The following is a 26,504-nucleotide window of genomic DNA, read 5'->3' on the forward strand; positions in this document are numbered from 1 at the left end:
CCCCCTCAGTGCGCCGTTGGTGCGGCTGGCATACCTTCGGTATTCAGCATTTCAATGAATCCGTCGTGAAGCATCGCCAAACCTTCACGTCCCCATTTGGATAACCTCATGCCTCCATCTGGTGATGCCTCAAGCATGGACTGATAAAGCATCAGGGATTTCTGATGAGGACTGTCATGGGTGAACTGCTCGAAGGCCAGCTCTTCAATATTTCTTGCCAGCGAAAAACGCTCGGTTGCCGGGTAAATCACAATGCCGCCATGTTCACCCACGTAACGCACCGCATAAGTGGTTGTGCCGTCATCCTGAACAATCGGAACTGTGCCGTTTTCTTTCATTTGCTCAACGATGAACACCCCGGCCACCAGCCAGCGCCAGACGATTACACGCTGCTCGTTGTCAGGAATGAACCAGCCCCTGGATTCGGCCAGAGACAGCTCAGCGATAACGCCAAACCCCTCTGAGAGCGGACTGTCAAAGCGGCCATCATCAAGCTGGCGGATAAGGGGTGAATAGCCGATAAGCCTGGCGCCGATACGCACACCATCAGGAGAAGCTTCTGCTGCGAAAGAGCCGGATTTCTCCGGCACTGTTGGGAATTTGAGAGCGTTCTTCATGACTTTGCCTGCACTCCCTTTCCGGGTGATTTCAGCTCAGCATCAACTGCTGCCTCAAGTGCCTGGATGGTGTCGTGAACGGTGCCGTGCGCCAGATTGATGAGCCAGGTGTAATCCTCGTTAACGTCAGTGCCAGGCATCGTCTCAAGGAGGATGGATAGAACGGCGCGAGCCTTCTTGAGATTGGCTGCTTGCCCGTCAATGTCAGTAAATGAAATAGTCATCAGATAACACCCCCATGAGCAAACTGGCCGGAAAGTCTGGTGATACGCATGCCGGCACGATCTGTGGTTGAACACAACTCAGCAAACAGTGTGGCGATGCGCACTGCGGCTTTTGGATCGTGCTCCATAAGTGCTTCATGGACGCTGCCGCTATAGATTTCAGCTAGCTGATGCGCGTACTTATCAGCGTTATGAATGTCGATAGACACAGAGTTAAGAGGCGATTGCTGCTGAGTAAGAACGGCAACCGGCCGCGGGTTTTTGGTGGCTACAGCGACGTTGAGATTTTTCATGCCTTTCCCTCCTGCGCCTGACGCTCTCTCGCAGCATCACATTCTTCGAAGCGGGTGAGACTGTGGATGCCATCTACGATGAGATACATTTCACGGCGTTGCTTCTCGTCCGTAACCTGAGGGATTACTACAGTCAGCAGGTGTAGCAATCCGGCCTGAGCACGAAGTAGGCGATCACGAGAGATATTCTCAGGGGTGTTTGGCGTCGGAGCGGCCTCATTACCGATGATGGCCTGAGTACGCTTGAAATCTTCAGTGTGGGATTTGATGTTGTCGTTATGCATGGGACACCTCCTGAACTGGCAGGCGCGCGGCTAGTGACAAAATGAAATGTGGTGCCAGAACGCGGCGGGCTTCTTTCTCACTAGCAGCCTGAACGGATACGCGGCAAGGTTTGGCCTGCATGTCAGCGCGTGACAAAGCCAGAAAACGAAACTCAAATTTGGATGTGGCTTGGGTGAGGGTAGTAGCCATGGTGGCAGCCTCCGATAACTGGTATTTGATACCACCACCGGAAACGCCAATTTCACTGGTGGTGGACTGAACAGGGTTGGCGTAACCGGCGTTATCGGAAACCGGCGCGGATTTCTCCGCCCCCATCCAGCCCACCATTACTTCGTGAGCGACACGGATTATAACCATATCGCCGAAAAAAGGGTGAGTCAGATTTACGACACAAAAAAAGACGCTAGGCGCGTCAAGTGTCGCCGACAACATTACCAGGACGCCAATCCTGACACCGGATTTTGCCGGTGCAGAGTGAGGATAGTCCGAAGAATGCAAAGAGGGCAAGCGGTTTTTTGCCTGTTTGTGATGACCGGCATCACCAGCGTAAGACGCTGGCTTACACATCATGTCGTTAGCCGCTAACAGGAACAAAGCCAAACTTTCGGCTGAGTGGATGTCAGGTTTTGACAGGTTGCTGACGTCATCATTTATCATCAACAGGCTAAGCCTGGCTAAGTTCTTCTGGCGTAGTGACAGGTCAACCAGCGGGTAGGAATTGCTCTGAATGGCCTTCATGGCTTTACCTCTGTGAACTCACGCACAAAGCGCTCTACAGGCTGTGTGCAGGGCGATGAATAGCCATCCCGATAGAACGTCACGCGATTAAATTGCACGCTGTGTACCGTCACTAATGCGCCGCTGGTGTCCTGATAGCGATCATTTGGGGCTGGTGTGCTGGTGGGCTTAGTCATGGGCTGCCTCCAAACGTTTAGCCAGCCATCGCTGAGACAGGCGCATCAGTTCGGCTTTGCGCTGGTCATAGGCCATGCCCATATCAATCAGTGTGGTGTTGGTGCTTTCGAGATAGGTGAGGTGCTCAAGCTGGGATGAATTCATGCCGTCGCGTGGTTCACCCTGAACGCCATTCACCTGCGCCCACTGTTTAGCTGTGAGACCACACAGAACAATACGGGCGATCATATTGCTCTCGTTGCTGTAGTGACGGAGTAAAGTCTGTTTACCCTGTTCAGCGCGGGCAGCATCCAGAGCGGCACACATAGGCTTAAACATGTTAGCGGCACTCAGACGGGCTTTAAGCTGGCGGCGATACTGTGCGGCAATCTCAGGCACGCTACGCTGTAGCGCCTCTTCACACTGGATGAAGTATCGGCGCACGGCGCGGCCCTGCTCGTTGCGCTCCACCATCGCCAGCTCTTTTGCCATGCCAAGTGAAAGGCCGGTATCTTTACTGCGACGATCACCACCTCTTTTAGTTTTCCAGCCTCCAACACTTTGGCTAATTTCTGTACTTTGATTCCTCAGGATTGGGGAATCAAAAACTACATAATCGACCCCCAGCTCAAACCCATAGTCTTTGATGCGATCGGAAAGCCACGTCGAATAATCACGCCCGACGCCTAAAGCTTTATGCAGAGCTTTTGCACTCACAATATTGGTTTCACGCCCACTAATCTGACCGGAAATAACCGGAACAATAGCGGCAAACTCGTTGTCTGAAATATCGCTGATGCTGGTGGCAGGCTGAGGAGCGGCCTCAGAAATTAATCTGCTTTTTTCAGTTTTCATTTGTCAGGCTCCGTTAAGCGGCGTTGAACGCATCCGGGTAGAGGGAAAGAATGTCGTTAATCTCATGCTGAGACAGGCCGATATAGCCACCAGCAACGGCATTGCTATTAACCAATTGAATCACTCGCATTACGTCAGCACGGGAAGTGATACGGTAGCGGAAGTGGCTACCTATGCCATCAACGTTTGGCTCGTCAATGCGCTCCAAGCGAATATCAAGCCTTCTTTCCAACTCTGTCGCGTAATTACGGGCGCTGGACAACCTGCAGTAACGAAGGATTTCATTCTCAGTGAAGCCATTAATGCCACTGTGAAGCATATACTGGCGGGCACGGTGTTTTTTAGGCGCTAGTTTAATAGCTATGGCAGGCGTAACATCAGAGGTGTCAGCTCCCTGATTAGCCGCCTGTAATGGGCGGTTTTTCATTTTCATCAGACCACCTCGCGGCGTTCTGCCAGCCAGCGGTTAACCTCAGCAGCATCAAATGCGGTGCTTTTCTCGCCCAGCTTCACGGGGGATGGCAGTCGCTTATCCCGAACCCAGCGATCAATGGTTGCTACATGGACGCCCAGCGCTTGAGCTAGACGGAAGCGGCGGATATAGCCGCTGGTGGGTAGTGCGGATACTGCTGTTTGTAGTTGCGTCATGTTCCCCGTAACCTCTTGTAGATGGTTGATGCGTCGTTACAGGATGAACGATAGAGAATTAAGTTTTTTTAGTCATAGAGTTACCTAAAATTCTTCCTAGTTTTGCCAAAACTCGAAATTATCTTTTCCCCGCTCTCTTGAGCCAGTCGGTTAATGTATCTTCGGTTACTTCAGGGATTGGAAGCTGTTTAGCTTTAGAGCTCAGCTTGTGTTTTATTTGATTTATACTCCCATCTCTCATTTCAATCTCACTAATGCCCAAGGCGTTCATCAACGCTGCTATGTAATCAGATTGTTTAACGGTAATCCTTTCCTTAGGCGCATCTTCAACCTCAAGGTCTAAATGCGGTTCCTGCTCTAATGGAGCTAAAGGTCTACCACTCAAAGATGATGCATGAAGCCTTTCGATATCACCACGCATTATAAAAACATCCTTCGTTTCGACCTGTCTATCAGGCAACCTAAGATGCATGAGCCTTACACCATCTTTCTGAGAAACTTCTCTAAAAATACTGGACAAGCCATAAGGATTCAGAGGGTGATAATATGTCATAGTCCAAAACCCATAGGCTTCTACATTTAGATTTATGAAGAGGACATGTTTATGCTCATACTCTATTTTGTCACCGACACGAATAAATTCTACTGGAAGAAAACCAAATCGAGCGCCCAGGCCGATTCTAGCCGTTAGTAATGTCCTGGCCTCATCTTCCCGATCTTTATCCATCACTATCCTTGCTTTACCTCGAATACCGTTAAGGTTTTGGTAAAGAGAAATAGCACCAGACCTTCCAAGGGAAAGTATTTCATCAGGACTACAGTTAAAAAGTTGGCTCACTCGATCAACTGAACAATGCTCAAGTACTGGCATTTTATTATCAACCCAAAAATTCGGAGTCTTAGCCATAAAATTTCCTTATTTAACCTTTCTTATTGAGGTCACGTTGTATTGCTCTCCGCGCTCCAGCACTACCAGCAGGTCGGCCCACTGGCTAAGCGCAGCCTTCCTTTCATCGAAATACTGATGCCGGTTATAGATACCCTCGACACCTTTAATACGGTGGTTAAGGCAGCGCTCTGCTACGACCGGATCGCATCCCAGCGCAGCAAGATGTGTGCGCGCCGTGCGGCGGAAATCGTGAATGGTGAAGTTGGGAATGTCTGCCATTTCAGCACGCACTTTTGCCAGCGCAACCGGCAGAGTGCTTTCCTGAATATGGGGGATCATGCGGTTTTGCATCTTACGTGCGGGTAGCACCCATTTGCTGTTACAGGAAAGGGTGTGAAGCTCTTTCAACCATGCTAACGCTGGTGGCGGTAATGGGATGTCAATCGCATCACCGTTCTTAGTGCGCTCAGCCGGCAGATGCCAGACACCTTCATTTAAATCGAACTCGGCCCACTGAGCAGCGCAAAGCTCCATCTTCCTGACACACAGTGCCAGCAGTAACTTAAATGTGAGTTCATTCTGGCGGCTGAAGCCCTTGGCCGTGCGCATCGCATCGAACAGCTTTATCAGCTCATCACGGCTTAACCAGCGGTCACGGCTAACCTCTTTGCCACCAGCATCGGAAATCTCAAAGGCAGAGCAGGGGTTAACTTCCAGAGCGTGGCGCTTGATGCCGTAATCAAATATGCGGCGCGTCCAGCGCAGAACGTCAGTGGCAACTGTAGGTGCTCCGCGGTCAACAATCGCTTTCAGCATGTCATCTATGTGGCGGGGCTTTACATCCTCTACCTTCATTTTGCCAATACACGGGTTTATGTCTTTATCTATGCGGCGGCGCAGTATGTCGGGATGCTTCCAGCGTGGCAGGATCTGACGCTCGAAGTATTCAGCAGCCAGCTGTGACACGCGCATAGCGTTCTTCTCAGCGTCAATTTTTGCCAGCGCATCGGCTTTGCGTTGCTGCTTTTCTCCGGCCACGTCATAGCCCAGTGCCACGCGAGCGGATAACTCTTTAACCGTTTCCCTTGCCTTGGACAGAGATAGCTCAGCATAGGAGCCAATGAGCATCGCTCGCGCTTTGCCTGAGAACTTATAGCGGAAGCGCCAGACAGGCGTTTGATAGTTCTCGCGGTAAGACAGGTAAAGTCCGTTACCATCTGATTTCCCCTCAAACCTTTCGCCGGCTTTAATCCATGCGCGTATCTGTGCGTCAGTTAGCTTTGGCATCTATGAATCCAGTGTTGATTAGTGGTGTACACCCAGTACCATTAAAATTCTGCTTTAGGTACACCAAGGTGTACACACTAATCATGCGCTTTCATGCGTCTTTATGCTAGCTCCTGACAACAAAAAAGCCCGATTATATGCGGGCTTTGCTAGTAAGTTGATGCTTAGTGATTTTTAATGCGTCGTCACTCGATGTTCTGAATCTGCTCTCGCATCTGCTCAATCAGCACCTTGAGTTCAATCGCGGAGGTGGTGATTTCTGCATTGATTGACTTCGATGCCAGCGTATTCGACTCGCGGTTAAATTCCTGCATCATGAAGTCCAGACGGCGACCGACCGCCTCTTTCTTCTTCAGGATGTTGTAGGTCTCTTTCACGTGAGCATCCAGTCGATCCAGCTCTTCAGAGACGTCAACACGCTGCGCCATCATCACCAGTTCCTGCTCCAGGCGATTATTTTCCAGCTGCACTTCGGCGTCTTCCAGTTTGGCAACCAGCCGCTCACGCTGCCATTTGATCACTTCAGGCATCTGCGCGCGGACTTTGCTGACTTCCTGTGAAACGCCTTCCAGACGCTGCTCAATCATCCCTTTCAGTGCGGTACCTTCGCTTTCGCGTGCCGCAATGAAATCATCCAGCGCGCCATCCAGCGCCTGCAGTAACTGCTGATTGATCACATCCAGGTCCTGCTCCTGAGCAGACATCACGCCCGGCCAGCGCAGAATATCCAGCGGATTAATCGCGCCTTCATCACTTTGCATCTTCACCCAGTTAGCCGCCTGCACCAGCTGCTTCGCCAGTGCTTCGTTCAGCATCAGTTCGCCCTGGGCGCTGGGATCGGCATCATAACGCAGGTTGCACTCAATCTTGCCGCGCGTCAGACGCTGGCGAATGCGCTCGCGGATCACCGGCTCCAGCCCGCGGAACTGCTCCGGCAGACGGATGTAGGTTTCCAGATAACGTTGGTTCACGGAACGCAGCTCCCAGGCGGCGCTGCCCCATTCGCCTTTGGCTTCGCGGCGGGCATAAGCGGTCATACTGCGGATCATAAGCGATACTCATTTTCGGAAAGATGGGGTGAAGTATAGCGAGGGCAGCCACGGCATAACAGGCATAAGCGTCTGTCAGCGGAATAACGAATCATTTCCGCTTTGTCCGACAGGCACTTATGATGGCGGCTGGCCCATTTTCTGAGGAGGCGGATCGATGTCTCGCGTTATTGCTTTTCCTGTTGCGCTGGTGCTGTTGCTGGCGGGTTGCCAGACACCGCCAGCCCCGCCAACCAAACCCCAACCCATTTGTGCCGGGGGCGACGTTATGATGCAGACCACGCTGTGGTTTGGTCTGAGTAAGCCACAAGGCGGGACAGTGAGCTCACTTGAGTGGATGAATTTCGTCGATAACGAGGTCACACCGCGCTTCAGGGACGGGCTGTCAGTCTATGACGCTAAAGGTCAGTGGCTGGGCGAAAATGGGCAGCTGGCACGGGAAAACAGCAAAGCGCTGATGCTGATCCACCGTTTTGATCCGGCCGTGAATACCCATATCGAAGCGTTACGTACGCTGTATAAAAAGCGCTTTGGTCAGGAGTCGGTGATGCGGGTCGATGCGCCGGTTTGCGTGGGGTTCTGAGGCGGGAAACGGCGGCAGATTGCCGCCGTTGACGATCAGATAAACAGACCGGCAAAAGCGGCCGACAGCAGGCTCACCAGCGTCGAGCCGTAGACCAGCTTCCAGCCAAAACGTGACACCACGTTGCCCTGCTGCTCGTTCAGTCCCTTAATGGCGCCCGCCACAATGCCGATAGAGGCGAAGTTAGCGAAAGAGACCAGGAACACCGACAGAATACCCAGTCCGCGCGCGCTCATGCCTGAGGCCACTTTCTGCAGCTCAATCATCGCCACAAACTCATTGGCCACCAGTTTGGTCGCCATGATGCTGGCTGCCTGCAGCGCGTCAGCCTTAGGAATGCCAATCAGCCAGGCAAACGGATAGAACAGATAGCCAAGCAGTTGCTGGAAGCTGTAACCAAACAGGGCGGCAAATAGCGCATTCACGGCCGCGATCAGTGCAATAAAACCGATCAGCATCGCCAGAATGATCATCGCAACTTTGAATCCTGCCAGAATGTACTCACCCAGCATCTCAAAGAAGCTCTGCTCTTCATGCAGTTTATCCAGCGCGATAGGCTGCTCATCCTGGCTTTTCATCGGGTTGATGATCGACAGGATAATAAAGGTGCTGAACATGTTGAGCAGTAGCGCTGCAACCACATACTTTGGTTCAATCATCGACATATAAGCACCGACAATCGACAGCGAAACGGTGGACATCGCGGTCGCCGCCATGGTGTAGAGCCGGCGCGGCGGGATATCACCCAGAATCCCTTTATAGGCGATGAAGTTTTCCGACTGACCGAGAATCAGCGTACTGACGGCGTTAAACGACTCGAGCTTGCCCATGCCGTTAATTTTCGACAGCAGGGTACCGACTAGTCGAATCAGCAGCGGCAGAATGCGCCAGTGCTGCAATATGCCGATTAAGGCGGAGATAAAGACAATCGGGCAGAGAACGCCAAGGAAAATAAACGCCAGTCCCTGTTTGCTCATTCCGCCAAACACGAACTCTGTACCCTGGGCGGCAAAGCCGAGCAGCGTCTCAAAGAAACCCGCCACCGAACCCACCAGTGCCAGACCACTGGCAGAATGAAGAAAGAACCAACCGAGCGCGGCTTCCACCACAATCAGCTGAACGATAAAGCGCAGGCGAATCTGTTTACGGTCATGACTGACCAGCAGCGCAAGGGCGAAAATCACCCCCAGCGCCAGCAGGAAATGAAGAATGGCGGCCATAGTTTTTTTAATCAGAAGAACAGGAACGCGCATTTAGCCACAGTCAGCGGTGAATTTCATCTGATGATGCGGCGGGCAGGCGTAAGAGACAGCAGGCAAGGAAGTCCGTATAATGCGCAGCCAATCATTAGCAAGCCGGAGATTACCCATGCGTCCAGCAGGCCGTAGCGCACAACAGGTGCGTCCAGTCACATTGACCCGCAATTACACCAAACACGCAGAGGGTTCCGTTCTGGTGGAATTCGGCGAAACCAAAGTGCTTTGCACTGCCTCCGTAGACGAAGGGGTTCCGCGTTTTCTTAAAGGCCAGGGCCAGGGCTGGATTACTGCCGAGTATGGCATGCTGCCGCGCTCGACCCACAGCCGCATGGCGCGTGAAGCCGCAAAAGGCAAACAGGGCGGCCGTACGCTGGAAATTCAGCGCCTGATCGCCCGTTCGCTGCGTGCCGCGGTGGATTTAAAAGCGCTGGGTGAGTTTACCATTACGCTCGACTGTGACGTCATCCAGGCTGATGGCGGCACCCGCACCGCCTCTATTACCGGTGCCTGCGTGGCGCTGGCCGATGCGCTGAACAAGCTGGTTGCCAGCGGCAAGCTGAAAGCAAACCCGATGAAAGGCATGGTGGCAGCCATTTCAGTCGGCATCGTCAAGGGCGAAGCGCTGTGCGATCTGGAATACGTTGAAGACTCCGCGGCAGAGACCGACATGAACGTGGTGATGATGGAAGATGGCCGCATGATCGAGGTGCAGGGCACCGCAGAGGGCGAGCCGTTCAGCCACGAAGAGCTGCTGACGCTACTGGCGCTGGCACGCGGCGGAATTGAAGAGTTAATTCAGGCGCAGAAAGCGGCACTGGAAAATTGATGTAACAGGCGACCACAGAGTCGCCTTTTCTTTATTTGAGGAGTGAGAAATGAAAGCCTGGCAGCGTCAGTTTATTGAATTTGCCCTGAACAAGCAGGTGCTGAAGTTCGGTGAGTTCACTTTAAAGTCAGGGCGTCAAAGCCCCTATTTCTTTAACGCCGGTCTGTTTAACAGCGGACGGGATTTAGCGCTGCTGGGACGCTTCTACGCGCAGGCGCTGGTGGATGGCGGCGTCGATTTCGATCTGCTGTTTGGTCCGGCCTACAAAGGGATTCCGATTGCCACCACCACGGCGGTGGCGCTGGCCGATCATCACGACCGCGACGTGCCTTACTGCTTTAACCGTAAAGAGGCCAAAGATCACGGTGAAGGCGGATTACTGGTGGGCAGTCCGCTGCAGGGCAAAGTGATGCTGGTGGATGATGTGATCACCGCCGGGACGGCGATTCGTGAGTCGATGGATATCATCAATGCGCACAAGGCGACGCTGGCTGGCGTGCTGGTTTCGCTTGATCGCCAGGAACGTGGACGCGGAGAGATGTCAGCGATTCAGGAAGTGGAGCGCGACTATCACTGTACCGTGACGGCGATCATTACCCTGACTGACCTGATTACGTGGCTGGAAGAGAAGCCGGAGATGGCTGACCACCTGGCCCAGGTTCGGGCCTATCAAAAAAGCTACGGTATCTGACCCATAAGGCGGGCGTGATGCCCGCCTTATGGTTACACCAGCTGAGCGGCAATCAGCGGCCAGCGAGCCTCGAAGTCTGCGGTCGGACTAAAGCGGAACTCCGAACGGACATAGCGCGACAGCAAGCCTTCGCAGAATGCCAGCAGCTGACTTGCCAGCAGCGTTTCGTCAGCCTGAAAGCCTTCACCTTCACGCATTTTGCGCTCGCGCATCACCTGACGCAGCTGCACTTCAATCCGCTCAAACAGCTGATTGATGCGGCCCTGCAGGCGATCCTGCTCAAACATCAGCGCATGACCGGTCAGTATCCGCGTCAGCCCCGGATTACGCTCACCAAATCCCAGAATCAGTTGCACGATCAGACGCAGGCGCGTCATGGTCTCTTTCTCATCTTTCAGGATCAGATTGATGCGGGTAATCAGACTGTCTTCGATAAACTCAATCAGGCTGTCGAACATCCGTGTTTTACTGGGGAAGTGACGATAGAGCGCCGCTTCTGACACGCCGACCGTGGCTGCCAGTTTGGCCGTGGTAATGCGTTGACTGCCATCACCCGACTCCAGCATTTGCGCCAGCGCCTGCAAAATCTCTTCGCGACGATTTCGCTTCGCGACTTTTTTTTCTGCCATGACCTTAAAGACCCCTGAAATTCACCCTAAACAGGCAACACCTACGCATCTGCCACAAGCACGAGTCTTATGGCGATGAGAAAAAATAATTGGCGTAAGTGAAAGTCGGTAGCGTTGGTTATTGACGGCCTGAGTGACCGAAGCCGCCTTCGCCGCGCAAGCTGGCGTCGAAGTCTTCAACCAGATTAAATTCGGCCTGCACCACCGGTACAAAGACCAGTTGTGCCATGCGATCGCCCGGCTGCAGCGAGAAGCTTTCCTGACCGCGATTCCAGACCGAGACCATCAGCTGTCCCTGATAATCGGAGTCAATCAGTCCCACCAGATTACCCAGTACAATGCCGTGCTTATGACCAAGGCCCGAGCGAGGCAGAATCACCGCAGCCAGGTCGGGATCGGCAATATGAATGGCCAGGCCAGTTGGAACCAGCGTGGTGGTGCCTGGCGCGATGTCGAGAACATCGTCGATACAGGCGCGTAAATCTAACCCAGCGGAACCCGAGGTGGCGTAGGTCGGCAGTGGAAATTCTTTGCCGACGCGCGCATCAAGGATTTTAACGTCTATTTTTTTCATCATAACGGCTGACAATCTCGTCTAATAATTGTTGGCCAAGGAGAGTCTTATCGCTGAGCGGTAAGCGCTTTTCTCCATCCTGCCAAAAAAGGTGAAGAGCATTGGTGTCGCTATTGAACCCTTGTCCGGCTTTAGCAACGTCGTTAGCGCAGATCAGATCCAGATTCTTGCGCACCCGTTTTTGCCGGGCGTATTCTTCCACATTCTGGGTTTCAGCGGCAAATCCAACCACGAAGGGCCGGTGCTCCTGTAACGCGGCGACGCCAGCAACAATATCGGGATTCTTTATCAGTTGCAGCGTGACGTTATCATCGCCGCCCTGTTTCTTGATTTTTTCGGCCGCAATATCGGCTGCCCGGTAGTCTGCCACGGCTGCGCTTGCAATGAAAATATGTTGTTTGTCTATCTCGCCCATCACCGCCGCCTGCATCTCCAGCGCGCTGGTGACATCAACCCGTTTTACGCCAGCCGGCGCTGGCAGCGCCACCGGTCCGCTGACCAGCGTGACCGTCGCGCCGCGTCGCGCCGCCGCTGCCGCAATAGCAAAGCCCATCTTACCGGAGCTGTGATTAGAGATATAACGCACCGGGTCCAGTGCCTCACGGGTCGGTCCGGCGGTAATCATAATGTTGAGATGTTGCAGATCGTTGACGGGAGCGGCCCACTGTACCGCATGGTCCACAATCTCCAGCGGATCGAGCATCCGGCCTGGCCCGACATCGCCACAGGCCTGGCTGCCGCTGTCCGGTCCCCAAATCAATACGCCACGCTGCTGAAGCACCTGCAGATTGTGCTGGGTGACGGCTGCGCGATACATCTGTTGATTCATGGCCGGCACCACCGCAACCGGTGCTGCAGTCGCTAACACGGCGGTGGTCACCAGATCGTTGGCCATGCCGGCGGTGATTCGGGCAATCAGGTCGGCGGTGGCAGGAGCCAGCACGATTAAATCTGCCCATTTCGCCAGCTCAATATGTCCCATTGCCGCTTCTGCTGCCGGGTCGAGCAGATCGTTAAATACCGGATAGCCGGACACGGCCTGCAGGCTGAGCGGCGTAATAAAGGCTTTCGCCCCGTCGGTCATCATCACGCGGACATCGGCACCGCGATCGCGCAGGCGACGCACCAGCTCAGGTGCTTTATAGGCAGCAATACCGCCACTCACGCCAAGAAGAATTTTTTTACCGGCTAATCCCATCATGATGCTGGCCTCACTAAGCTGTCTGCCGCCCGCGGCGGCGAATGCACGGACTTTATCACAAAACCGGTGACGCGCCTTTTCACTGCCTGCGTTTGCGAGCCATCTCGTAAAAAGTCACGCTGCCGATGGTGGCGTGCTGCCGGATGCGTCAATCTAAGGTTCGCTTCAGGGAGAATGCAGATGAACAATATGGCACCGCGGGAGAAGCTGCAGCAGCAGGGCGCACAGGCGCTGAGTGACGTCGAACTGCTGGCCTTATTTTTGCGCACCGGTACGCCGGGGCAGAATGTAATGGCGCTGGCGCAACAGATACTGCACGAGTTTGGTTCGCTCTATCAGATCATGACCGCCAGTAAAGAGGCTTTCCGCGGCATTAAGGGTGTCGGTGAAGCCAAGCTGGCACAGCTGCACGCCATCGCAGAACTGGCGAAGCGCTTTTTTGCCAGCCAGCTGGCGCGTGAAAGCACCATGGAGAATCCTCAGATCACGCGGCAATATCTGCAGAGTCTGTTGGCGCATCAGGAACGTGAGATCTTTATGGTGCTGTTTCTTGATAATCAGCACCGTGTGCTGGAGGCGCAAAAAATGTTCTCGGGCTCGATTAACAGTGTCGAGGTCCATCCGCGCGAGATTGTGCGTGAGGCGCTCAAGGCGAATGCCGCCGCCCTGATTCTGGCGCACAATCACCCTTCCGGTATGGCAGAACCGAGCCGGGCTGATCGCGATGTCACCCGAAAAGTGAGTGAAGCCTGCCAGTTGCTCGACATTCGTCTGCTCGATCATCTGGTGATAGGTCATGGCCAATATGTCTCCTTCGCTGAGCGAGGCTGGCTTTAACTCAGGAAAAAATCGCGCCAGGTGGCGGCTTTTTGCCCGATCATTCGGGATCTTTATCTGTTCGGGACTTGAGCACTTGGGCTGAGCGGCGTATACTACGCCACCTTTGAGAATCTCGGGTTTGGCGGTTAGGCCAGCTTAGCGGGTTCCATGGAACTCGCCTGGCGGGCTGCAAGCCTGACGAGGCGGCCAAAACCTAATTTTTAAAGCTCGAGCTGATTTGATTTTTGGAGAATAGACATGTCACGAGTCTGCCAGGTAACTGGAAAGCGTCCGGTGACCGGTAACAACCGTTCCCACGCAATGAACGCGACGAAACGCCGTTTCCTTCCGAACCTGCACTCACACCGTTTTTGGGTTGAGAGCGAGAAGCGCTTCGTTACTCTGCGTGTATCTGTAAAAGGTATGCGTATTATTGATAAAAAGGGCATTGATACGGTGTTAGCCGACATGCGTGCCCGTGGTGAGAAGTACTAATCGTACTAAGGAACTGAATCATGGCTAAAGGTATTCGTGAGAAGATCAAGCTGGTTTCCTCTGCTGGTACAGGTCACTTCTATACCACCACGAAGAACAAACGTACTAAACCAGAGAAGCTGGAACTGAAAAAGTTCGATCCGGTTGTACGTCAGCATGTGATCTACAAAGAAGCTAAAATTAAGTAATTTTAGTGTTCTGCTAAAAACCCGGCTCCGGCCGGGTTTTTTGTTTGTGCAATACGCTGAGGAGAGGTTATGCCCGAGTTACCAGAGGTTGAAACCAGCCGTCGCGGCATCGAGCCGCATTTGGTCGGTGAAACCATTCTTCACGCCGTGGTGCGTAATCCACGTCTGCGCTGGCCGGTATCGCAGGAGATCCTGTCGCTGAGCGATCAGCCGGTGCTCAGCGTGCAGCGCCGGGCAAAATACCTGCTGCTGGAGTTGCCACATGGCTGGATCATCATCCATCTCGGCATGTCCGGGAGTTTACGCGTGCTGCCCGAAGAGCTGCCTGCCGCCACGCATGATCATGTTGATCTGGTGATGAGTAATGGCAAGGTGTTGCGCTATACCGATCCGCGCCGCTTCGGTGCCTGGCTGTGGAGCAGCGATCTGGCCGGCAGCAACGTACTGGCACATCTTGGGCCGGAGCCGCTCAGTGACCAGTTTGATGGAACCTGGCTGTTCGAAAAGTCGCGTGGCAAACGCACGCTGATCAAGCAATGGCTGATGGATAACAAAGTGGTGGTCGGCGTCGGCAATATTTACGCCAGCGAGTCACTGTTTACCGCCGGGATCCTGCCCGATCGACCGGCCGGAAGTCTGTCGCAGTCAGAGGCTGAGCTGCTGGCAAATACCATCAAAGCGGTGTTGTTGCGTTCTATCGAACAGGGCGGAACCACCTTACGTGACTTCTTACAAAGCGACGGTAAACCCGGCTATTTTGCGCAGCAGTTGCAGGTGTATGGACGGGCCGGGGAGCCGTGCCGGGCATGTGGCACGCCGATAGTCAGCGGCAGACACGGGCAACGCAGCACTTACTGGTGCCCGAACTGTCAGCACTAATCAGCTCTAAGCTAATTTTGCCAGCAACGCCTGATGGACTGGCGCGGGCAGGAAGGCGGTCACATCCCCGCCGTGACGCGCCACCTCTTTGACCAGCGAAGAGGAGACAAAAGAGAAGCCTTCCGACGGCATCAGGAATACGCTCTCCAGCGTCGGCAGCAGGTGACGATTCATGTGCGCCAGCTGCATTTCATATTCAAAATCTGACACCGCACGCAGTCCACGAACCAGCACATTAGCCTGCTGTTCGCGGGCGAAATTTGCCATTAAATCACTGAATCCGACCACCTCAACCCCAGGCAGATGCGCCACAACCTGGCTCGCCAGCGCCACGCGCTCGTCCAGGCTGAACATCGGTTTTTTGCTGGGGCTGGCGGCAATCGCCAGAACGACCCGATCAAACATCTGTGCGGCCCGGGTGACAATATCGAGATGTCCCAGCGTAATAGGATCAAAGGTGCCGGGATAGATGGCTTTAGTGGTCATACTCGCCCTTCTGCCGAAGCGTGATTCAGCGCCCAGAGCGCCGAATATTTGTTAAACGTATATTGTGCGTTAACCACCGCCAGGATCCAGCCCTGTTTGCCATCCAGAAAACCGGCGCGCAGCAGCAGGGTTTTCACAAATGCTCCCAGCGTATGGCTGAAGATAGAAAACAGGCCGCAGCGTTTGCCGCGCTGATGACGCTCAGTTGCCCAGGCTTCCGCATAGGCCAGCTGCTTACGCTGAAAGGCGACCAGGTCGCGACAGGTCAGGTGTTGTAAATCCCCCTTCAGTGCCACCACCGGCGCGCCTTCGGCATTGAGCGATTCATGCACCAGGTTATCGTTGTACTGCAGCGCTGGCGGATAGAGCCGCATGACACGGTCAGGATACCAGCCGCTGTGGCGCATAAAACGGCCAAGGAAGAGGTTGCTGCGGCCCAGACTGTAAACTGTGCGGCTGGGTGGGGCGATCAATACCTGCTCAATGGCCGCACGCAGTTCAGGCGTGACGCGCTCATCAGCATCGATCATCAATATCATGTCGCCGCTGGCGTACTGCTGGGCGCGCTGGCGCTGTATGCCATAACCCTGCCAGTCATCGCTGCGGAACACCTTAGCGCCAGCCTGAGTGGCAATCGCCACGCTGTTATCCTCGCTGCCGGAATCCAGTACGATAATTTCATCGGCCCAGTTGACCGACGCCAGACAGTCCGGCAACAGTTCCGCTTCATTTTTGGCAATCATCACGACCGAAAGTCGTTGGCGAGCTGGCATCAGTGGGACCGTGGCGGCAGATGAGGTTCGAGTAACTGTAGCAGCCGTTGCAGTGCGCCCTGGTTCTGGTGCAGCACGTCCACCGCGTGACGCCCGTAGTAGCGGCGATAGTCATCATCCTGCAGCAGGTTGGTGACCTCTTTTTCCAGCGAAATCACGTCGGTGACGGTAATCAGCCCCTGGCCTTCCTGCAGTTTGCTGCAGATATCTTTGAAGTTCCAGGTGTGCGGTCCCATCAGCACCGGAATCGCGTGGGCGGCCGGCTCCAGAGGATTATGGCCGCCTCGTTCAACCAGGCTACCGCCGACAAATGCCAGGTCGGCAATGCCATACAGCAGCATCAGTTCGCCCATTGAGTCGCCAATCACCACCTGGGTTGAGCCTGACGGAATTTCGCCGCTGCTGCGCAGGATAAAGCTGAAGTTGCGCTGCTGTGTCAGTTCACGGGCATCATTGAAGCGCTCGGGATGACGGGGAACCAGAATCAGTAGCAGGTCCGGGAACGACTGCAGCAACCGGCGGTGCGCATCCAGCACGATCGCCTCTTCGCCTTCATGGGTGCTGGTGGCAATCCATACCGGGCGGCGCGGCGCCCATTGACGGCGCAGGGTGACGGCTCTGGCCGCCAGTTCTGGCGTCACCGAGATATCAAATTTCAGGCTGCCGGTAATCGCCAGATGGGAGCGCTTGAGGCCCAGTTCGAGGAACCGGTCACCATCTTCGCTATTCTGCGCCGCAATCAGCGTGATGCTTTGCAACAGCCTGCGCATGAATTTGCCCAGCTTACGGTAGCCTTTGGCGGAACGGGCCGAAAGACGGGCATTGGCGATCACCAGCGGAATGTTGCGCTGGTGCAGAATGCGGATGATATTGGGCCACAGCTCGGTTTCCATGATGATCACCAGTCGTGGGTTGACCGTATCAAGGAAACGATTAATCGAGCCCGGCAGATCATAGGGCAGGTAAACATGATGCACATCTTTGCCAAATGCCGACTGCGCCCGTTCTGAACCGGTTGGCGTCATGGTCGTCACGGTGATGGGCAGAGTCGGATAACGATGACGCAACGCACGCACTAACGGGATCGCCGCCAGCGTTTCGCCGACCGAGACCGAGTGCAACACAATGCCGTCTGGCTTTACTTTGCCGACACAATAGCCGTAACGCTCCGCCCAGCGTTTGCGGTAGGCGGGCGCTTTGCGACCGCGCAGCCACAGGCGCAGCCAAATCAGTGGCTGAATAAGATAGAGCAGTGCGGTGTAAATGGTCGTCATAGTTACCGTTACGACACGTTCGCGTCTAAAAACAGATTAAAATCAGATGGCGGCATGTTATCAGAAACCCTTCATCCACTCATCCCACATTGTCAGTTGCTTCGCAGTACGTGCTGATAGAGCGACGTCAGCGACTCTGCCAGTCGCTGCGGCCCGTAAGGTTCAATTCTGCGCCGCGCGGCTTCACCCATGCGTGAGTCGTCAGAAAGCGCCGGTATTGACTGAATCGCCTGACGCAGTCCATTGATATCCAGCGCATCACAGACGAAACCTTCCTGACCGGCGGTAATAAATTCCGCGCCGCCGCAACCGGTACTGGTGATCACCGGCAAGCCACAGGCCATCGCTTCCAGCACCACATTCGGGAAAGGATCATAGAGCGTAGGCAGCAGTAACCCATCGGCCGCATGGTAAAACGGCTGCACATCCTGCTGCACGCCGACAAACCGCAGGCGATCCAGACAGTTGTGCTGATTCGCCAGCTGCTGATAACGCTGCAGCTGTTTATCCTGACCGACCACGATCAGATAACGATCGCTGCCGGCCAGCGCTTCAATCGCCGCTTTCAGCCCTTTACGCTCAAACCCGGAGCCGACATAGATCAGTACGGTCGCGCTATCGGGCAGCGATAGCTGCTGACGAGTCGCGTGGCGTGTGGCCTCCGTCGCGGGTTGAAAACGGCTGGCATCGATGGCGTTATGGATGACGTGGATTTTTTCGGCGCCGAGCGAGAAGCAACGCAGAATGTCGCGTTTCACCATCTCTGAATTGCAGATTACCGCTTTCAGCGCCGGTGAATGAAACATCTCTGCTTCCGCCTGCAGCACATAGCGGTGGTACGGACTGAGGCTGGCGCTGAGACGCTGCAAAGGTGAAACAATGCGTGCCCGCTGTTCCAGCCAGACCCGATGAACGCCATCGCCAGCGCGAAAGATGTCACAGCCGGCGATACGCTCATGACTTTGCACGATATCGAACTTTTCCCGCTCCCAGCAGGCGCGGGCCGCACGGGCAAAACCGCGCTCGCGAGAGACGCGGCCCAGCTTTGATGGGTTACAGATATGCAGATGCCAGTCCGGATTCGGCGTGCCCTGCCAGCTACGGGTGATGATGTTGAGATCGAGCTGCTCGCTACCCAGCGCCTCCAGCGCGCGGGAGATAAAGCGCTCCGCTCCGCCATCCGGCCGGTATTTTTGCCGGACAATCGCCAGTCGTAACTTACTCATTCAGATAGCTCCTTGCTGCCGCGACCACATCCTTAACCGGGATAGCCGAGAGATAACGCTGGTCAGTTTTGGTATCAATCGAATCCGGTGAAGGCAATGGACCATAATCGCCCGCCCAGATGACACGATTATTGTCGCCCCAGGGACGCCAGTGCTGCAGTTTAGTCGGACCAAACAGCGCGATGCACGGCGTATCCAGTGCAGCCGCCATATGCATCGGGGCGGAGTCGACACCAATAAACAGCCGGGCATGGTCAATCAGCGCCGCCAGCTGCGGCAGGGTGAACTGGCCGGCCAGCGACACCACATGCGGCGAGGTACAGAGCGCCTGAATGCGCGCGATCATTGCCAGTTCGTGTTTATCCGGCCCGGCGGTCAGGATGACCGGGCGCTGTGGCTGCGCCAGTTGGTCGATGGTGGCGGCAACGCTCTCTTCTTCCCAGCATTTGAAACCCCAGCGTGATGTTGGCTGCACCACGATAAACGGTGAAGCGATCTGCTTCTCCGCCAGCCTGGCGAGCACGCTCTGTTGATCGGCAGCGCTGTAGTGCATTGACACCCGCGCGCCCTCACCGCTGATGCCTAGCGGTGCCAGCGCAGACATATTCTGTTCCACGGTGTGCAGCTTGCTGTGATCGTGTGTGGAGACCAGCTGGTTATGGCACAGCCGCCACAGCAGGTTGTCGCGCTTTTTAAAGGCGAAACCGATGCGCAGCGGCGCGGCAGAGAGAAGGGTAATCAGAGCGGCGCGCCATTGATCGGCCAGATTAATCACCAGATCGTAATGACAACCCCGCACCGCCCGAATCAGGGCAACTTCATGGCCCAGCTTGCGCCAGCCGCCCTGCTGCTTCCATTTACGGTCGATGACGTGCAGATGGCGGATATCGGGATGCGCTTCCAGCATCGGGCGCGTTTCCTGATAGAGCAACACGTCGATACTGGCTTGCGGATAACGCTGACGAAGCGCGTTAATCGCCGGCGTCGTCAGCAGCATGTCGCCATGATGGCGCAGCTTAATAAGCAATATGTTTTGCGGAGAGACGTTTGCTGGAGTCGGACTGGCCATAAACAATTGTTCTCAAATTTTAGTGAACCGATTGTAGGGCAAACCCTTTTTAGGATAAAGCCAGCCTCAAGGGTTATTTGTTACGCCAGCGATAGAGGCGACTCAGCCATAACAGCAGCTGATACCACTGCTTAATCCCGCGGGCATTACGCAACATCCGCCGATGCGTCTGGCTGGTGAACAGATCGGTGATGATCGCCTGGCGTGCCTCATTGTCCGGCTCACGTCGTACGCTATGACAGACGCTGAGTGCTTCGTGCGTCACCTGATAATGGAATGAGGGATAGATTTTTACCTTGCCACGATAGCGCTGATTCAGTTCCTCCAGCAAACGGGCAATCTTCAGATAGTGGCGCTGATATTCGACGTTACGTTGCCCGGTGCGCTTGCGGTTGCTGATTGAGGCGTCATGCATGTAGTAGCGATAGAGTACCGCGTCGGTGTAACGCACCCGCTTTGCCAGCAGCATAAATTCGGTGGTCCACGGAATATCCTGATGATGCAGACCAGGTTCAAACAGCAGCTGATGCTGTTCAATCAGCGCGCGACGGTAAATCCCCAGCCAGACCACATGCATGTAGCGATGCGTTTTCAGCGCGGTGTTCAGCCAGTCGGGGCCGCTCAGAACCGGGGTACTGCGCAAACGGTCCAGCGGAATCAGCGGCTTCACCCGCTGACTCTGTTTGAAATACCATTCGGCATTGCACTGGGCAGCATCCAGATCGTCAGTTTCCGCCAGTGTCACCAGCGTCTGATACATTTCCGGTTGCATTGTGTCATCAGCATCCGGAAAGGTGACATATTTCCCCTGTGCCACGGCCAGACCGGCATTACGGGCGCGCGATACGCCCCCGTTTTTCTGATGAATGACGCGAACCTGCGCGTGATGTTGAGCATACCAGTCGGCACGCTCACCGGATCCATCGGTTGAGCCATCATCAACAATGATGATCTCCAGCGACGTCAGCGTTTGCGCCAGCAGCGACTGCATAAACTGATCAAACATGCTGCCCGCGTTATACATCGGGGTAATGATACTCAACAGGGGAAGGGCACTCATGACAGCGTTTGCACCCGCACAGAGTGAAAAGCGAAAGGGGTTTGCCTCATCATCATAAACCAGGTCCAGGCCAGCAAAATTAAATTGGGTGATTGACGATTATAAAACTGTCTGTCGCCCATGCTGAAGTAAATCACCGGAATTGTTAACAATAACGCACGCAGAGTCTATTTTTTCCATAAGCGACAGGCGGGTCAGGACCGAAGAACAGCCAGTGCCGGAAAACCGCGGGATCAGAAAACGCCTGGCGCAGCGTTAACTAAAAAACTTGTGCCTGACATAGTTCATCATCCAGCTGAAACTTTCGGCATACTGTTTCTGATACCACTTAATCCGGGCGAAACGCTTCATCTCTTTGTAATGCTTCGGCAAATCAAGTGATTGCGACGCCCACGGCGAGCGCTGGTAATAGTCGTAATAGAGCAAGGAGAGATCGCTGCCGGCCCAGGCGTGCCAGGGTTTGCATTTGCCGGTGTAGTGAATCATCACGGTATCGTCTGGTACCTGGAAGCGGTGCCACACTTTGTTCGCAATGATGTCATAAATATAGTTGTAACGCGCCGGCAGGATCATCACCTCCTCTTCCAGCACCAGGTTTAATGCATCCTGATCGGGAAAACCAAACTCCGCACCGCGGGTCACCAGCATCCCGGTAATGCGTGCCGTGGTCTGATGGGCCATCCAGCGTGGAATATTGATCAGCATGAAACCCGAGTTGAAGTAGTTATTTCCTTTCAGGCCGAGCCTTGGACATTGATTCTGACGCGCGCGCGGCGTGTCGTTGCAGGCGCACAGCGTGTAATCAGTGATATCCAGAGTGAATAACGGCGAATAGTCACCCACCACCAGCGTATCAGCGTCGATGTAGATGACCCGGTCGCTGTAGCGCGCCACGGTTTCGGGGATCAGAAAACGATAATGAATACTTTTGGGATAGCGTCCCACTGCCGGCAACTGATCGACCCAGGCGCTGTTAAAAATATGCAGCGTGATCGCCAGTCGGTGACCGGTGGCCAGCGAGCGCAGCTTTTCAACGTCCTGCTCGATCAGCGAATCTGAAAAAATATGGGCGTGGAAAGCGGTATCGGGATGATGGCTGAGTAGTGAAAATAGCGTAATGCCCAGGCCCCGCGCATAGGCGCGGTTAATACCAAAGGCAACGTGCACGGGTGATTCATCCGTGTCAGAGAGCGTGTTGACCAGGAGCTTACTTTGCTGAACAGCATCAGCAACAGAGGTAATTGCCATTACGCTTCACTATTCCAGGTTATGAGTAATAAATGCTTGTATTCTAGTCAGTTTATCGTGATCCAGCCCAAATAATTTTTCAGCAGGCTGATCAAAGCGAAAACGCGTGGCAAAAACGAATGTCGACGCAGCAATATTATCGGGTCCGATAAACAGCACATTGTTGACCGGACGCTGTTCCCTGACTTCACAAGGGCCGTACAACATGATTACCGGTACCAGCTGCGCATCAGCAATATAGGCATTGCCAGAGTCCGAGGAGATGTAGAAATCCATCTGCGCGATAGCCCACGGCACCTCTTCGAGTTTTAGCTCACCAATCAGGCTCAGAATATTTTCTTTCGGTCCGGTTAAGCGCAGTAATTCATCCAGCCAGGGTTGCTCAGCGGGTGGACCGAACACATAAAAGGTGCAGGGCAGGTGGTCCAGCGCCTCCATCAACTGCTGCCAGACAGTGGCGGGAATGGTTTTCGCCCGGTTACCGGCAGAAATGCTGATCCCGATTTTAATGCCCTCACGCGGTGCCAGCAGTGCAGCGGGCGGCGATGGCGGCTGCCACAGCGGTGAGGTGGCATGCTTAGGGAAATCGGTATAACGGTACTCGCGGTTGATCAGTTTCAGGTAGCTATCGAGAGTTAAATCGGTCTTAGCGTGATCCACAATGCCGCTGGCGCGGCGATAGAACACCGCGTGGTAAGACTTGCGCACATAGGTGCGCAGGAACTCTCTGCTGGGTGCATTGCACAACGCCGCAAAAAACAGGTTCACGCTGTTGGGCTGAACCAGGTAGACGTTGTCGTAGCGGTTCATCAGGGTGAAAGCCAGCTTTAGCTTGGCGAGGAAGCTGCGTTTCGCCTCTTCAATCAGGAAATAGCGGCTGACGGTATCATCGTGGCGCACCAGCGGCTCGACCGCTTTGCTGATCAGCAGGTCAGACTGACCGAGCGCGCGCAGCATCGGCGTGATATTGATGAAATCACCAATCTTCGCCGTCTGGATGATTAAATTGCGCCCGGTCGGCCGGTAAAACAGCCGCATCAGGGTGCGAAACGGTACCAGCAGCAGGTAGATCAACACATAGTTCATGGCCTGTTTTCCGTGATAATGGCCTGCAGTTTCTCTGCCACTGCGTCGGCAGTGAGCTCCGCCAGATTATGATTCGGAGCGCTCAGCGCCTGTTGGTTCTGGCCGTAACCGCCAATTAAACCCGGATCGGTCGGACCATACAGCGTCAGGTTAGGACGATCCAGCGCCGCGGTCAGGTGGCTGAGTCCGGTATCGACGGAGACCACCGCACGCGCGCCAGCCAGCTGCTGAGCAATCGCTTCCAGCGTCAGTTTCGGCAGCACATCGACATGCTCAAACCCTTCTGCCAGACGCTGCGCACGCTGATGCTCATGCTCCGCGCCCCACGGCAACCTGACCCGCAATCCGCTTGGCTGCACCCATTCAATCAGCTGCCGCCAGTGCGATTCCGGCCAGTGCTTATTATCACGCGTCGTGGCGTGCAGAAACACCAGATAGTGCTGCGCATCGGCCGGCAGATGATGCAGGAAATGCCCGGCAATCGCGTAATCGCCCTGGGCAGAGGGTTTTTCATAGCCCAGGCTTTTGGCAAACAGTTCGCGCGTTCGCTCGACGGCGTGCTGTTGCTTGCTGACCTCATGGCGGACGTCATACCACCAGCTGGCAAACGGTTCACGCGCACTGCGGCTATCCTGGCCATGCTTGATGCCCTTTGACAACCGGGTCACCAGCGCCGCGCTTTTAATCAGCCCCTGCGCATCAATCACGATATCGTACTCACGTGACTGTAACGCGCGCTTAAACAGCACGCGCTCTTCGCGCTGCTGGCTGCCAAACCAGTGTTTGCGCCAGCGGCGAATCGCGACCGGCAGCACCTTATCCACGGCGGGATGCCAGCCGGGGATCTGGGCAAAATTCTCTTCCACCACCCAGTCAAAGCGGATGCCGGGAATGGCGTGCATCGCATCGGTCAGTGCCGGCAGCGAATGCAGCACGTCGCCCATTGAGGAGGTTTTAACGATCAGGACGTGCATGGCACCTCCTGCGGCGCGTTGAGCAATTCGGTAAGCGTCTGATGCACGCGATCGGGCTGGATGTCGATCAGGCTCTGATGATAGCCCTGTTCGGCATCGCCTTTGCGCACTTTGTGATAGCCGCTAATCAGGCGGATCACCCGCGCCTGACGAGCTAATGGCGGAGTAAAGTCGGGGCTGCTGGGGCCGTAGAGCGCCACCAGCGGGCGATCCAGTGCTGCGGCGATATGCATCAGGCCGGAGTCGTTACTGACTACCGCCCGGCAATTAGCCAGCAGAATCACCGCCTGTTCCAGCTGGGTTTCCCCGGCCAGATTCCGGCAATGGGCGCGGGCCTCTTCCGGCAGTGCCGCGATAATCTCCTCACCGGTTGGCCGATCTTTGGCCGAACCAAACAGCACGATCTGGAAGCCTTCAGCAATCAGCTGCTGCGCCAGCGCCGCGTAGTGATAGTGCGGCCAGCGTTTTGCCGGACCAAATTCGGCACCGGGACAAAAACCGATGATCGGACGCGTCGCCGACAGCTGAAACTGCGCGGCGGTTTCAATCTTTTCCTGCTCCTCTACCTGCAGCTTCGGCCACAGCAGCGGTTGCGGCAGCTGCTGTGCTGACGTGACAGGCGTGTCATAGCCCAGCGCCACGTAGCGTTCAACCATCAGTGGAAAGGCGGCTTTATCCAGCACCCGAAGGTCATTGAGCAGGCCATAGCGCATTTCGCCGCGCCAGCCGACGCGACGTTTGATCCCGGCGAAGAACGGCACCAGCGCCGACTTGAAGGAGTTTGGCAGAACATAGGCGCGATCGTAGTGGCTGGCGCGCAGCGTTTTGCCTAACCGGCGACGCTCGCCAATCTCCAGCGCACCATGCCCAAGCGGCATCGCCAGCGCCTGATTCACTTCCGGCATACGTGACAGCAGAGGACGGCACCAGGCCGGTGCCATCACATCAATCACCGCATCGGGATGCTCGGCCTTGAGCGTGCGATAGAGACTTTGCGACATCATCATATCGCCGACCCACGACGGGCCGATTACCAGAATTTTCATCGCCGGAGCAGCTTCCTTTATGCGTTACGGTTGAGCCAGACCATATATTCAGCGACGCCCTGCGCCACCGTTTTAAACGGTTTGTCATAGCCGGCGGCACGCAGCTTAGTGAGATCGGCCTGAGTATAGGCCTGGTACCGTCCTTTGAGTTTTTCCGGGAACGGAATGTACTCAATCTGGCCTTTCTGATGGAACTTCAGCACCGCATCCGCCACTTCCTGGAAGGACTCAGCGCGGCCGGTACCGCAGTTATAGATGCCGGAAATGTTGTTCTCCCAGCACCACAGGTTAACTGCCGCCACATCATCCACGTGGATGAAATCACGTTTGAAACCGTCGCTGCCTTCAAACAGTTTCGGATTTTCATCGTTGCTGATCTGCGTATTGAGATGGAAAGCGACGCTTGCCATGCTGCCTTTGTGGCCTTCACGCGGTCCGTAGACGTTGAAATAGCGGAAGCCGCACACCGGCGAGTTCGCTTCCGGCAGCATCTGACGGACATAGTGATCAAACAGCATTTTCGAGTAGCCGTAGACGTTAAGCGGCTGCTCGTACTGACGTTCTTCGATGAAATTTTCGTTGCGGCCGCCGTAGGTGGCTGCCGAAGAGGCATAGAGGAACGGGATTTCGCGCTCCAGGCAGAAATGCAGCAGCTCTTTAGAGTACTGATAGTTGTTATCCATCATGTACTTGCCATCCCACTCGGTGGTGGCAGAGCAGGCGCCCTGATGAAATACCGCTTCGATAGGACCGAGGTCGTCGCCCGCCATCACGCTGATGAGGAACTCTTCTTTATCCATATAATCGACGATATCGAGGTCGACTAAATTGGCAAACTTGGTGCCATCCTTCAGATTATCCACCACCAGAATGTCGGTGTGACCGCGATCGTTCAGCGCTTTGACGATGTTGCTGCCAATCATTCCTGCGCCGCCAGTTACGATAATCATGTTGTTACCTTCAACGTTGTGGGGTGAAACAGGAGGTTTCACACACGAATACTTCACATCATAACATTTCATCAGGGTGCAGACAGCCAGATGACTCTGTAACGATTTGTGCGGTATTCGCCAGGGC

At 54.9% G+C, this 26,504-nt stretch carries 34 protein-coding genes; 7 read left to right on the forward strand and 27 right to left on the reverse strand.

Features of this window, described 5'->3' with window-relative positions:
* Positions 1-5 precede the first annotated feature (5 nt).
* The 12 genes from LZU96_RS00820 to LZU96_RS00875 form a co-directional block, all read right to left on the reverse strand.
* A complete protein-coding gene (locus LZU96_RS00820) occupies positions 6-617 on the reverse strand; it encodes a hypothetical protein (protein WP_233985845.1) in 612 nt (203 codons plus the stop codon).
* Positions 614-841: a hypothetical protein gene (locus LZU96_RS00825; RefSeq protein ID WP_233985846.1), complete on the reverse strand. Its 228-nt coding sequence runs from the start codon at positions 839-841 to the stop codon at positions 614-616. The genes LZU96_RS00820 and LZU96_RS00825 overlap by 4 nt, the downstream gene beginning before the upstream one ends.
* Complete coding sequence (locus tag LZU96_RS00830) at positions 841-1,134, reverse strand: hypothetical protein (RefSeq protein WP_233985847.1); 294 nt, start codon at positions 1,132-1,134, stop codon at positions 841-843. Before LZU96_RS00830 ends, LZU96_RS00825 begins: the two co-directional genes overlap by 1 nt.
* The gene (locus tag LZU96_RS00835) at positions 1,131-1,418 is read right to left on the reverse strand and encodes a transcriptional regulator (RefSeq protein WP_233985848.1); all 288 of its coding nucleotides are present in this window, start codon (positions 1,416-1,418) and stop codon (positions 1,131-1,133) included. Before LZU96_RS00835 ends, LZU96_RS00830 begins: the two co-directional genes overlap by 4 nt.
* Complete coding sequence (locus LZU96_RS00840; protein ID WP_233985849.1) at positions 1,411-2,157, reverse strand: host cell division inhibitor Icd-like protein; 747 nt, start codon at positions 2,155-2,157, stop codon at positions 1,411-1,413. The genes LZU96_RS00835 and LZU96_RS00840 overlap by 8 nt, the downstream gene beginning before the upstream one ends.
* Positions 2,154-2,333 carry a DUF4222 domain-containing protein gene (locus tag LZU96_RS00845; protein ID WP_233985850.1) on the reverse strand — a complete coding sequence of 60 codons (180 nt, stop codon included), beginning with the start codon at positions 2,331-2,333 and terminating at the stop codon, positions 2,154-2,156. The genes LZU96_RS00840 and LZU96_RS00845 overlap by 4 nt, the downstream gene beginning before the upstream one ends.
* Positions 2,326-3,168, reverse strand: coding sequence for an antA/AntB antirepressor family protein (locus LZU96_RS00850; protein ID WP_233985851.1), 843 nt, complete (start codon positions 3,166-3,168; stop codon positions 2,326-2,328). Before LZU96_RS00850 ends, LZU96_RS00845 begins: the two co-directional genes overlap by 8 nt.
* 13 nt (positions 3,169-3,181) lie before the next feature.
* Positions 3,182-3,601: a hypothetical protein gene (locus tag LZU96_RS00855; RefSeq protein WP_233985852.1), complete on the reverse strand. Its 420-nt coding sequence runs from the start codon at positions 3,599-3,601 to the stop codon at positions 3,182-3,184.
* Entirely contained in the window at positions 3,601-3,816 is a 216-nt protein-coding gene (locus LZU96_RS00860) for a helix-turn-helix transcriptional regulator (RefSeq protein WP_233985853.1), read from the reverse strand. The genes LZU96_RS00855 and LZU96_RS00860 overlap by 1 nt, the downstream gene beginning before the upstream one ends.
* 118 nt (positions 3,817-3,934) lie before the next feature.
* A complete protein-coding gene (locus LZU96_RS00865) occupies positions 3,935-4,723 on the reverse strand; it encodes a hypothetical protein (protein WP_233985856.1) in 789 nt (262 codons plus the stop codon).
* 9 nt (positions 4,724-4,732) lie between these two features.
* On the reverse strand, positions 4,733-5,992 hold the full coding sequence (locus LZU96_RS00870; protein ID WP_233985858.1) for a tyrosine-type recombinase/integrase: 1,260 nt from the start codon (positions 5,990-5,992) through the stop codon (positions 4,733-4,735).
* 185 nt (positions 5,993-6,177) lie between these two features.
* Positions 6,178-7,041 carry a YicC/YloC family endoribonuclease gene (locus LZU96_RS00875; protein WP_233985861.1) on the reverse strand — a complete coding sequence of 288 codons (864 nt, stop codon included), beginning with the start codon at positions 7,039-7,041 and terminating at the stop codon, positions 6,178-6,180.
* Positions 7,042-7,198: 157 nt separating this feature from the next.
* On the opposite strand from LZU96_RS00875, the gene LZU96_RS00880 reads away from it, so the two are divergent.
* Complete coding sequence (locus LZU96_RS00880; RefSeq protein WP_233985863.1) at positions 7,199-7,624, forward strand: DUF3574 domain-containing protein; 426 nt, start codon at positions 7,199-7,201, stop codon at positions 7,622-7,624.
* A 35-nt stretch (positions 7,625-7,659) separates the two neighbouring features.
* Here LZU96_RS00880 and LZU96_RS00885 read toward each other — a convergent pair whose 3' ends face one another.
* Complete coding sequence (locus LZU96_RS00885; protein ID WP_233985865.1) at positions 7,660-8,844, reverse strand: NupC/NupG family nucleoside CNT transporter; 1,185 nt, start codon at positions 8,842-8,844, stop codon at positions 7,660-7,662.
* Positions 8,845-8,992: 148 nt separating this feature from the next.
* Here LZU96_RS00885 and rph point away from each other — a divergent pair, with 148 nt between their 5' ends.
* Positions 8,993-9,709 carry a ribonuclease PH gene (gene rph / locus LZU96_RS00890; protein WP_031375152.1) on the forward strand — a complete coding sequence of 239 codons (717 nt, stop codon included), beginning with the start codon at positions 8,993-8,995 and terminating at the stop codon, positions 9,707-9,709.
* Positions 9,710-9,758: 49 nt separating this feature from the next.
* A complete protein-coding gene (pyrE, locus tag LZU96_RS00895) occupies positions 9,759-10,400 on the forward strand; it encodes an orotate phosphoribosyltransferase (protein ID WP_233985867.1) in 642 nt (213 codons plus the stop codon).
* Positions 10,401-10,432: 32 nt separating this feature from the next.
* On the opposite strand, the gene slmA is transcribed toward pyrE, so the two are convergent.
* The 3 genes from slmA to coaBC form a co-directional block, all read right to left on the reverse strand.
* Complete coding sequence (gene slmA / locus LZU96_RS00900) at positions 10,433-11,029, reverse strand: nucleoid occlusion factor SlmA (RefSeq protein ID WP_233985869.1); 597 nt, start codon at positions 11,027-11,029, stop codon at positions 10,433-10,435.
* A 118-nt stretch (positions 11,030-11,147) separates the two neighbouring features.
* On the reverse strand, positions 11,148-11,606 hold the full coding sequence (dut, locus tag LZU96_RS00905; RefSeq protein WP_031375149.1) for a dUTP diphosphatase: 459 nt from the start codon (positions 11,604-11,606) through the stop codon (positions 11,148-11,150).
* Positions 11,584-12,804: a bifunctional phosphopantothenoylcysteine decarboxylase/phosphopantothenate--cysteine ligase CoaBC gene (gene coaBC / locus LZU96_RS00910; protein WP_233985871.1), complete on the reverse strand. Its 1,221-nt coding sequence runs from the start codon at positions 12,802-12,804 to the stop codon at positions 11,584-11,586. The genes dut and coaBC overlap by 23 nt, the downstream gene beginning before the upstream one ends.
* A 180-nt stretch (positions 12,805-12,984) precedes the next feature.
* Between coaBC and radC the strand changes: the two genes are divergently transcribed.
* From radC to mutM, 4 genes are all read left to right on the forward strand, one after another.
* Positions 12,985-13,641: a RadC family protein gene (radC, locus tag LZU96_RS00915; RefSeq protein ID WP_233985873.1), complete on the forward strand. Its 657-nt coding sequence runs from the start codon at positions 12,985-12,987 to the stop codon at positions 13,639-13,641.
* Between the two features lie 240 nt (positions 13,642-13,881).
* The gene (rpmB, locus tag LZU96_RS00920) at positions 13,882-14,118 is read left to right on the forward strand and encodes a 50S ribosomal protein L28 (protein ID WP_006121249.1); all 237 of its coding nucleotides are present in this window, start codon (positions 13,882-13,884) and stop codon (positions 14,116-14,118) included.
* 20 nt (positions 14,119-14,138) lie between these two features.
* On the forward strand, positions 14,139-14,306 hold the full coding sequence (rpmG, locus tag LZU96_RS00925; protein WP_001051798.1) for a 50S ribosomal protein L33: 168 nt from the start codon (positions 14,139-14,141) through the stop codon (positions 14,304-14,306).
* 69 nt (positions 14,307-14,375) lie between these two features.
* The gene (gene mutM / locus LZU96_RS00930) at positions 14,376-15,185 is read left to right on the forward strand and encodes a bifunctional DNA-formamidopyrimidine glycosylase/DNA-(apurinic or apyrimidinic site) lyase (RefSeq protein WP_233985875.1); all 810 of its coding nucleotides are present in this window, start codon (positions 14,376-14,378) and stop codon (positions 15,183-15,185) included.
* 6 nt (positions 15,186-15,191) lie between these two features.
* Here the strand turns inward: mutM and coaD are convergent, their stop codons facing one another.
* The 11 genes from coaD to rfaD all read right to left on the reverse strand — a co-directional run bounded on the left by coaD (position 15,192) and on the right by rfaD (position 26,377).
* Positions 15,192-15,671: a pantetheine-phosphate adenylyltransferase gene (gene coaD, locus LZU96_RS00935; RefSeq protein ID WP_233985878.1), complete on the reverse strand. Its 480-nt coding sequence runs from the start codon at positions 15,669-15,671 to the stop codon at positions 15,192-15,194.
* The gene (locus LZU96_RS00940) at positions 15,668-16,444 is read right to left on the reverse strand and encodes a glycosyltransferase family 2 protein (RefSeq protein WP_233985888.1); all 777 of its coding nucleotides are present in this window, start codon (positions 16,442-16,444) and stop codon (positions 15,668-15,670) included. The genes coaD and LZU96_RS00940 overlap by 4 nt, the downstream gene beginning before the upstream one ends.
* Positions 16,444-17,718 (reverse strand): lipid IV(A) 3-deoxy-D-manno-octulosonic acid transferase, encoded by a 1,275-nt coding sequence (gene waaA, locus LZU96_RS00945; protein ID WP_094119903.1) that lies wholly within the window; start codon positions 17,716-17,718, stop codon positions 16,444-16,446. The genes LZU96_RS00940 and waaA overlap by 1 nt, the downstream gene beginning before the upstream one ends.
* 92 nt (positions 17,719-17,810) lie before the next feature.
* Entirely contained in the window at positions 17,811-18,944 is a 1,134-nt protein-coding gene (locus LZU96_RS00950) for a glycosyltransferase family 4 protein (RefSeq protein ID WP_233985890.1), read from the reverse strand.
* The gene (rfaQ, locus tag LZU96_RS00955) at positions 18,937-20,013 is read right to left on the reverse strand and encodes a putative lipopolysaccharide heptosyltransferase III (protein ID WP_233985892.1); all 1,077 of its coding nucleotides are present in this window, start codon (positions 20,011-20,013) and stop codon (positions 18,937-18,939) included. The genes LZU96_RS00950 and rfaQ overlap by 8 nt, the downstream gene beginning before the upstream one ends.
* Before the next feature lie 73 nt (positions 20,014-20,086).
* Positions 20,087-21,037, reverse strand: a complete 951-nt coding sequence (locus LZU96_RS00960) for a glycosyltransferase (RefSeq protein ID WP_233988111.1) — start codon at positions 21,035-21,037, stop codon at positions 20,087-20,089.
* A gap of 291 nt (positions 21,038-21,328) precedes the next feature.
* The gene (locus tag LZU96_RS00965) at positions 21,329-22,321 is read right to left on the reverse strand and encodes a glycosyltransferase family 8 protein (protein ID WP_233985900.1); all 993 of its coding nucleotides are present in this window, start codon (positions 22,319-22,321) and stop codon (positions 21,329-21,331) included.
* 9 nt (positions 22,322-22,330) lie between these two features.
* Positions 22,331-23,407 carry a glycosyltransferase family 9 protein gene (locus LZU96_RS00970; protein ID WP_233985909.1) on the reverse strand — a complete coding sequence of 359 codons (1,077 nt, stop codon included), beginning with the start codon at positions 23,405-23,407 and terminating at the stop codon, positions 22,331-22,333.
* Positions 23,404-24,381: a lipopolysaccharide heptosyltransferase RfaC gene (gene rfaC, locus LZU96_RS00975; protein WP_233985918.1), complete on the reverse strand. Its 978-nt coding sequence runs from the start codon at positions 24,379-24,381 to the stop codon at positions 23,404-23,406. The genes LZU96_RS00970 and rfaC overlap by 4 nt, the downstream gene beginning before the upstream one ends.
* Positions 24,369-25,427, reverse strand: coding sequence for an ADP-heptose--LPS heptosyltransferase RfaF (gene rfaF, locus LZU96_RS00980; protein WP_233985920.1), 1,059 nt, complete (start codon positions 25,425-25,427; stop codon positions 24,369-24,371). Before rfaF ends, rfaC begins: the two co-directional genes overlap by 13 nt.
* 17 nt (positions 25,428-25,444) lie before the next feature.
* Positions 25,445-26,377 carry an ADP-glyceromanno-heptose 6-epimerase gene (rfaD, locus tag LZU96_RS00985; RefSeq protein WP_233985922.1) on the reverse strand — a complete coding sequence of 311 codons (933 nt, stop codon included), beginning with the start codon at positions 26,375-26,377 and terminating at the stop codon, positions 25,445-25,447.
* Positions 26,378-26,504 lie beyond the last annotated feature (127 nt).

This window comes from Pantoea agglomerans (assembly GCF_021397715.1).
Classification (GTDB): Bacteria; Pseudomonadota; Gammaproteobacteria; order Enterobacterales; family Enterobacteriaceae; genus Pantoea; species Pantoea astica.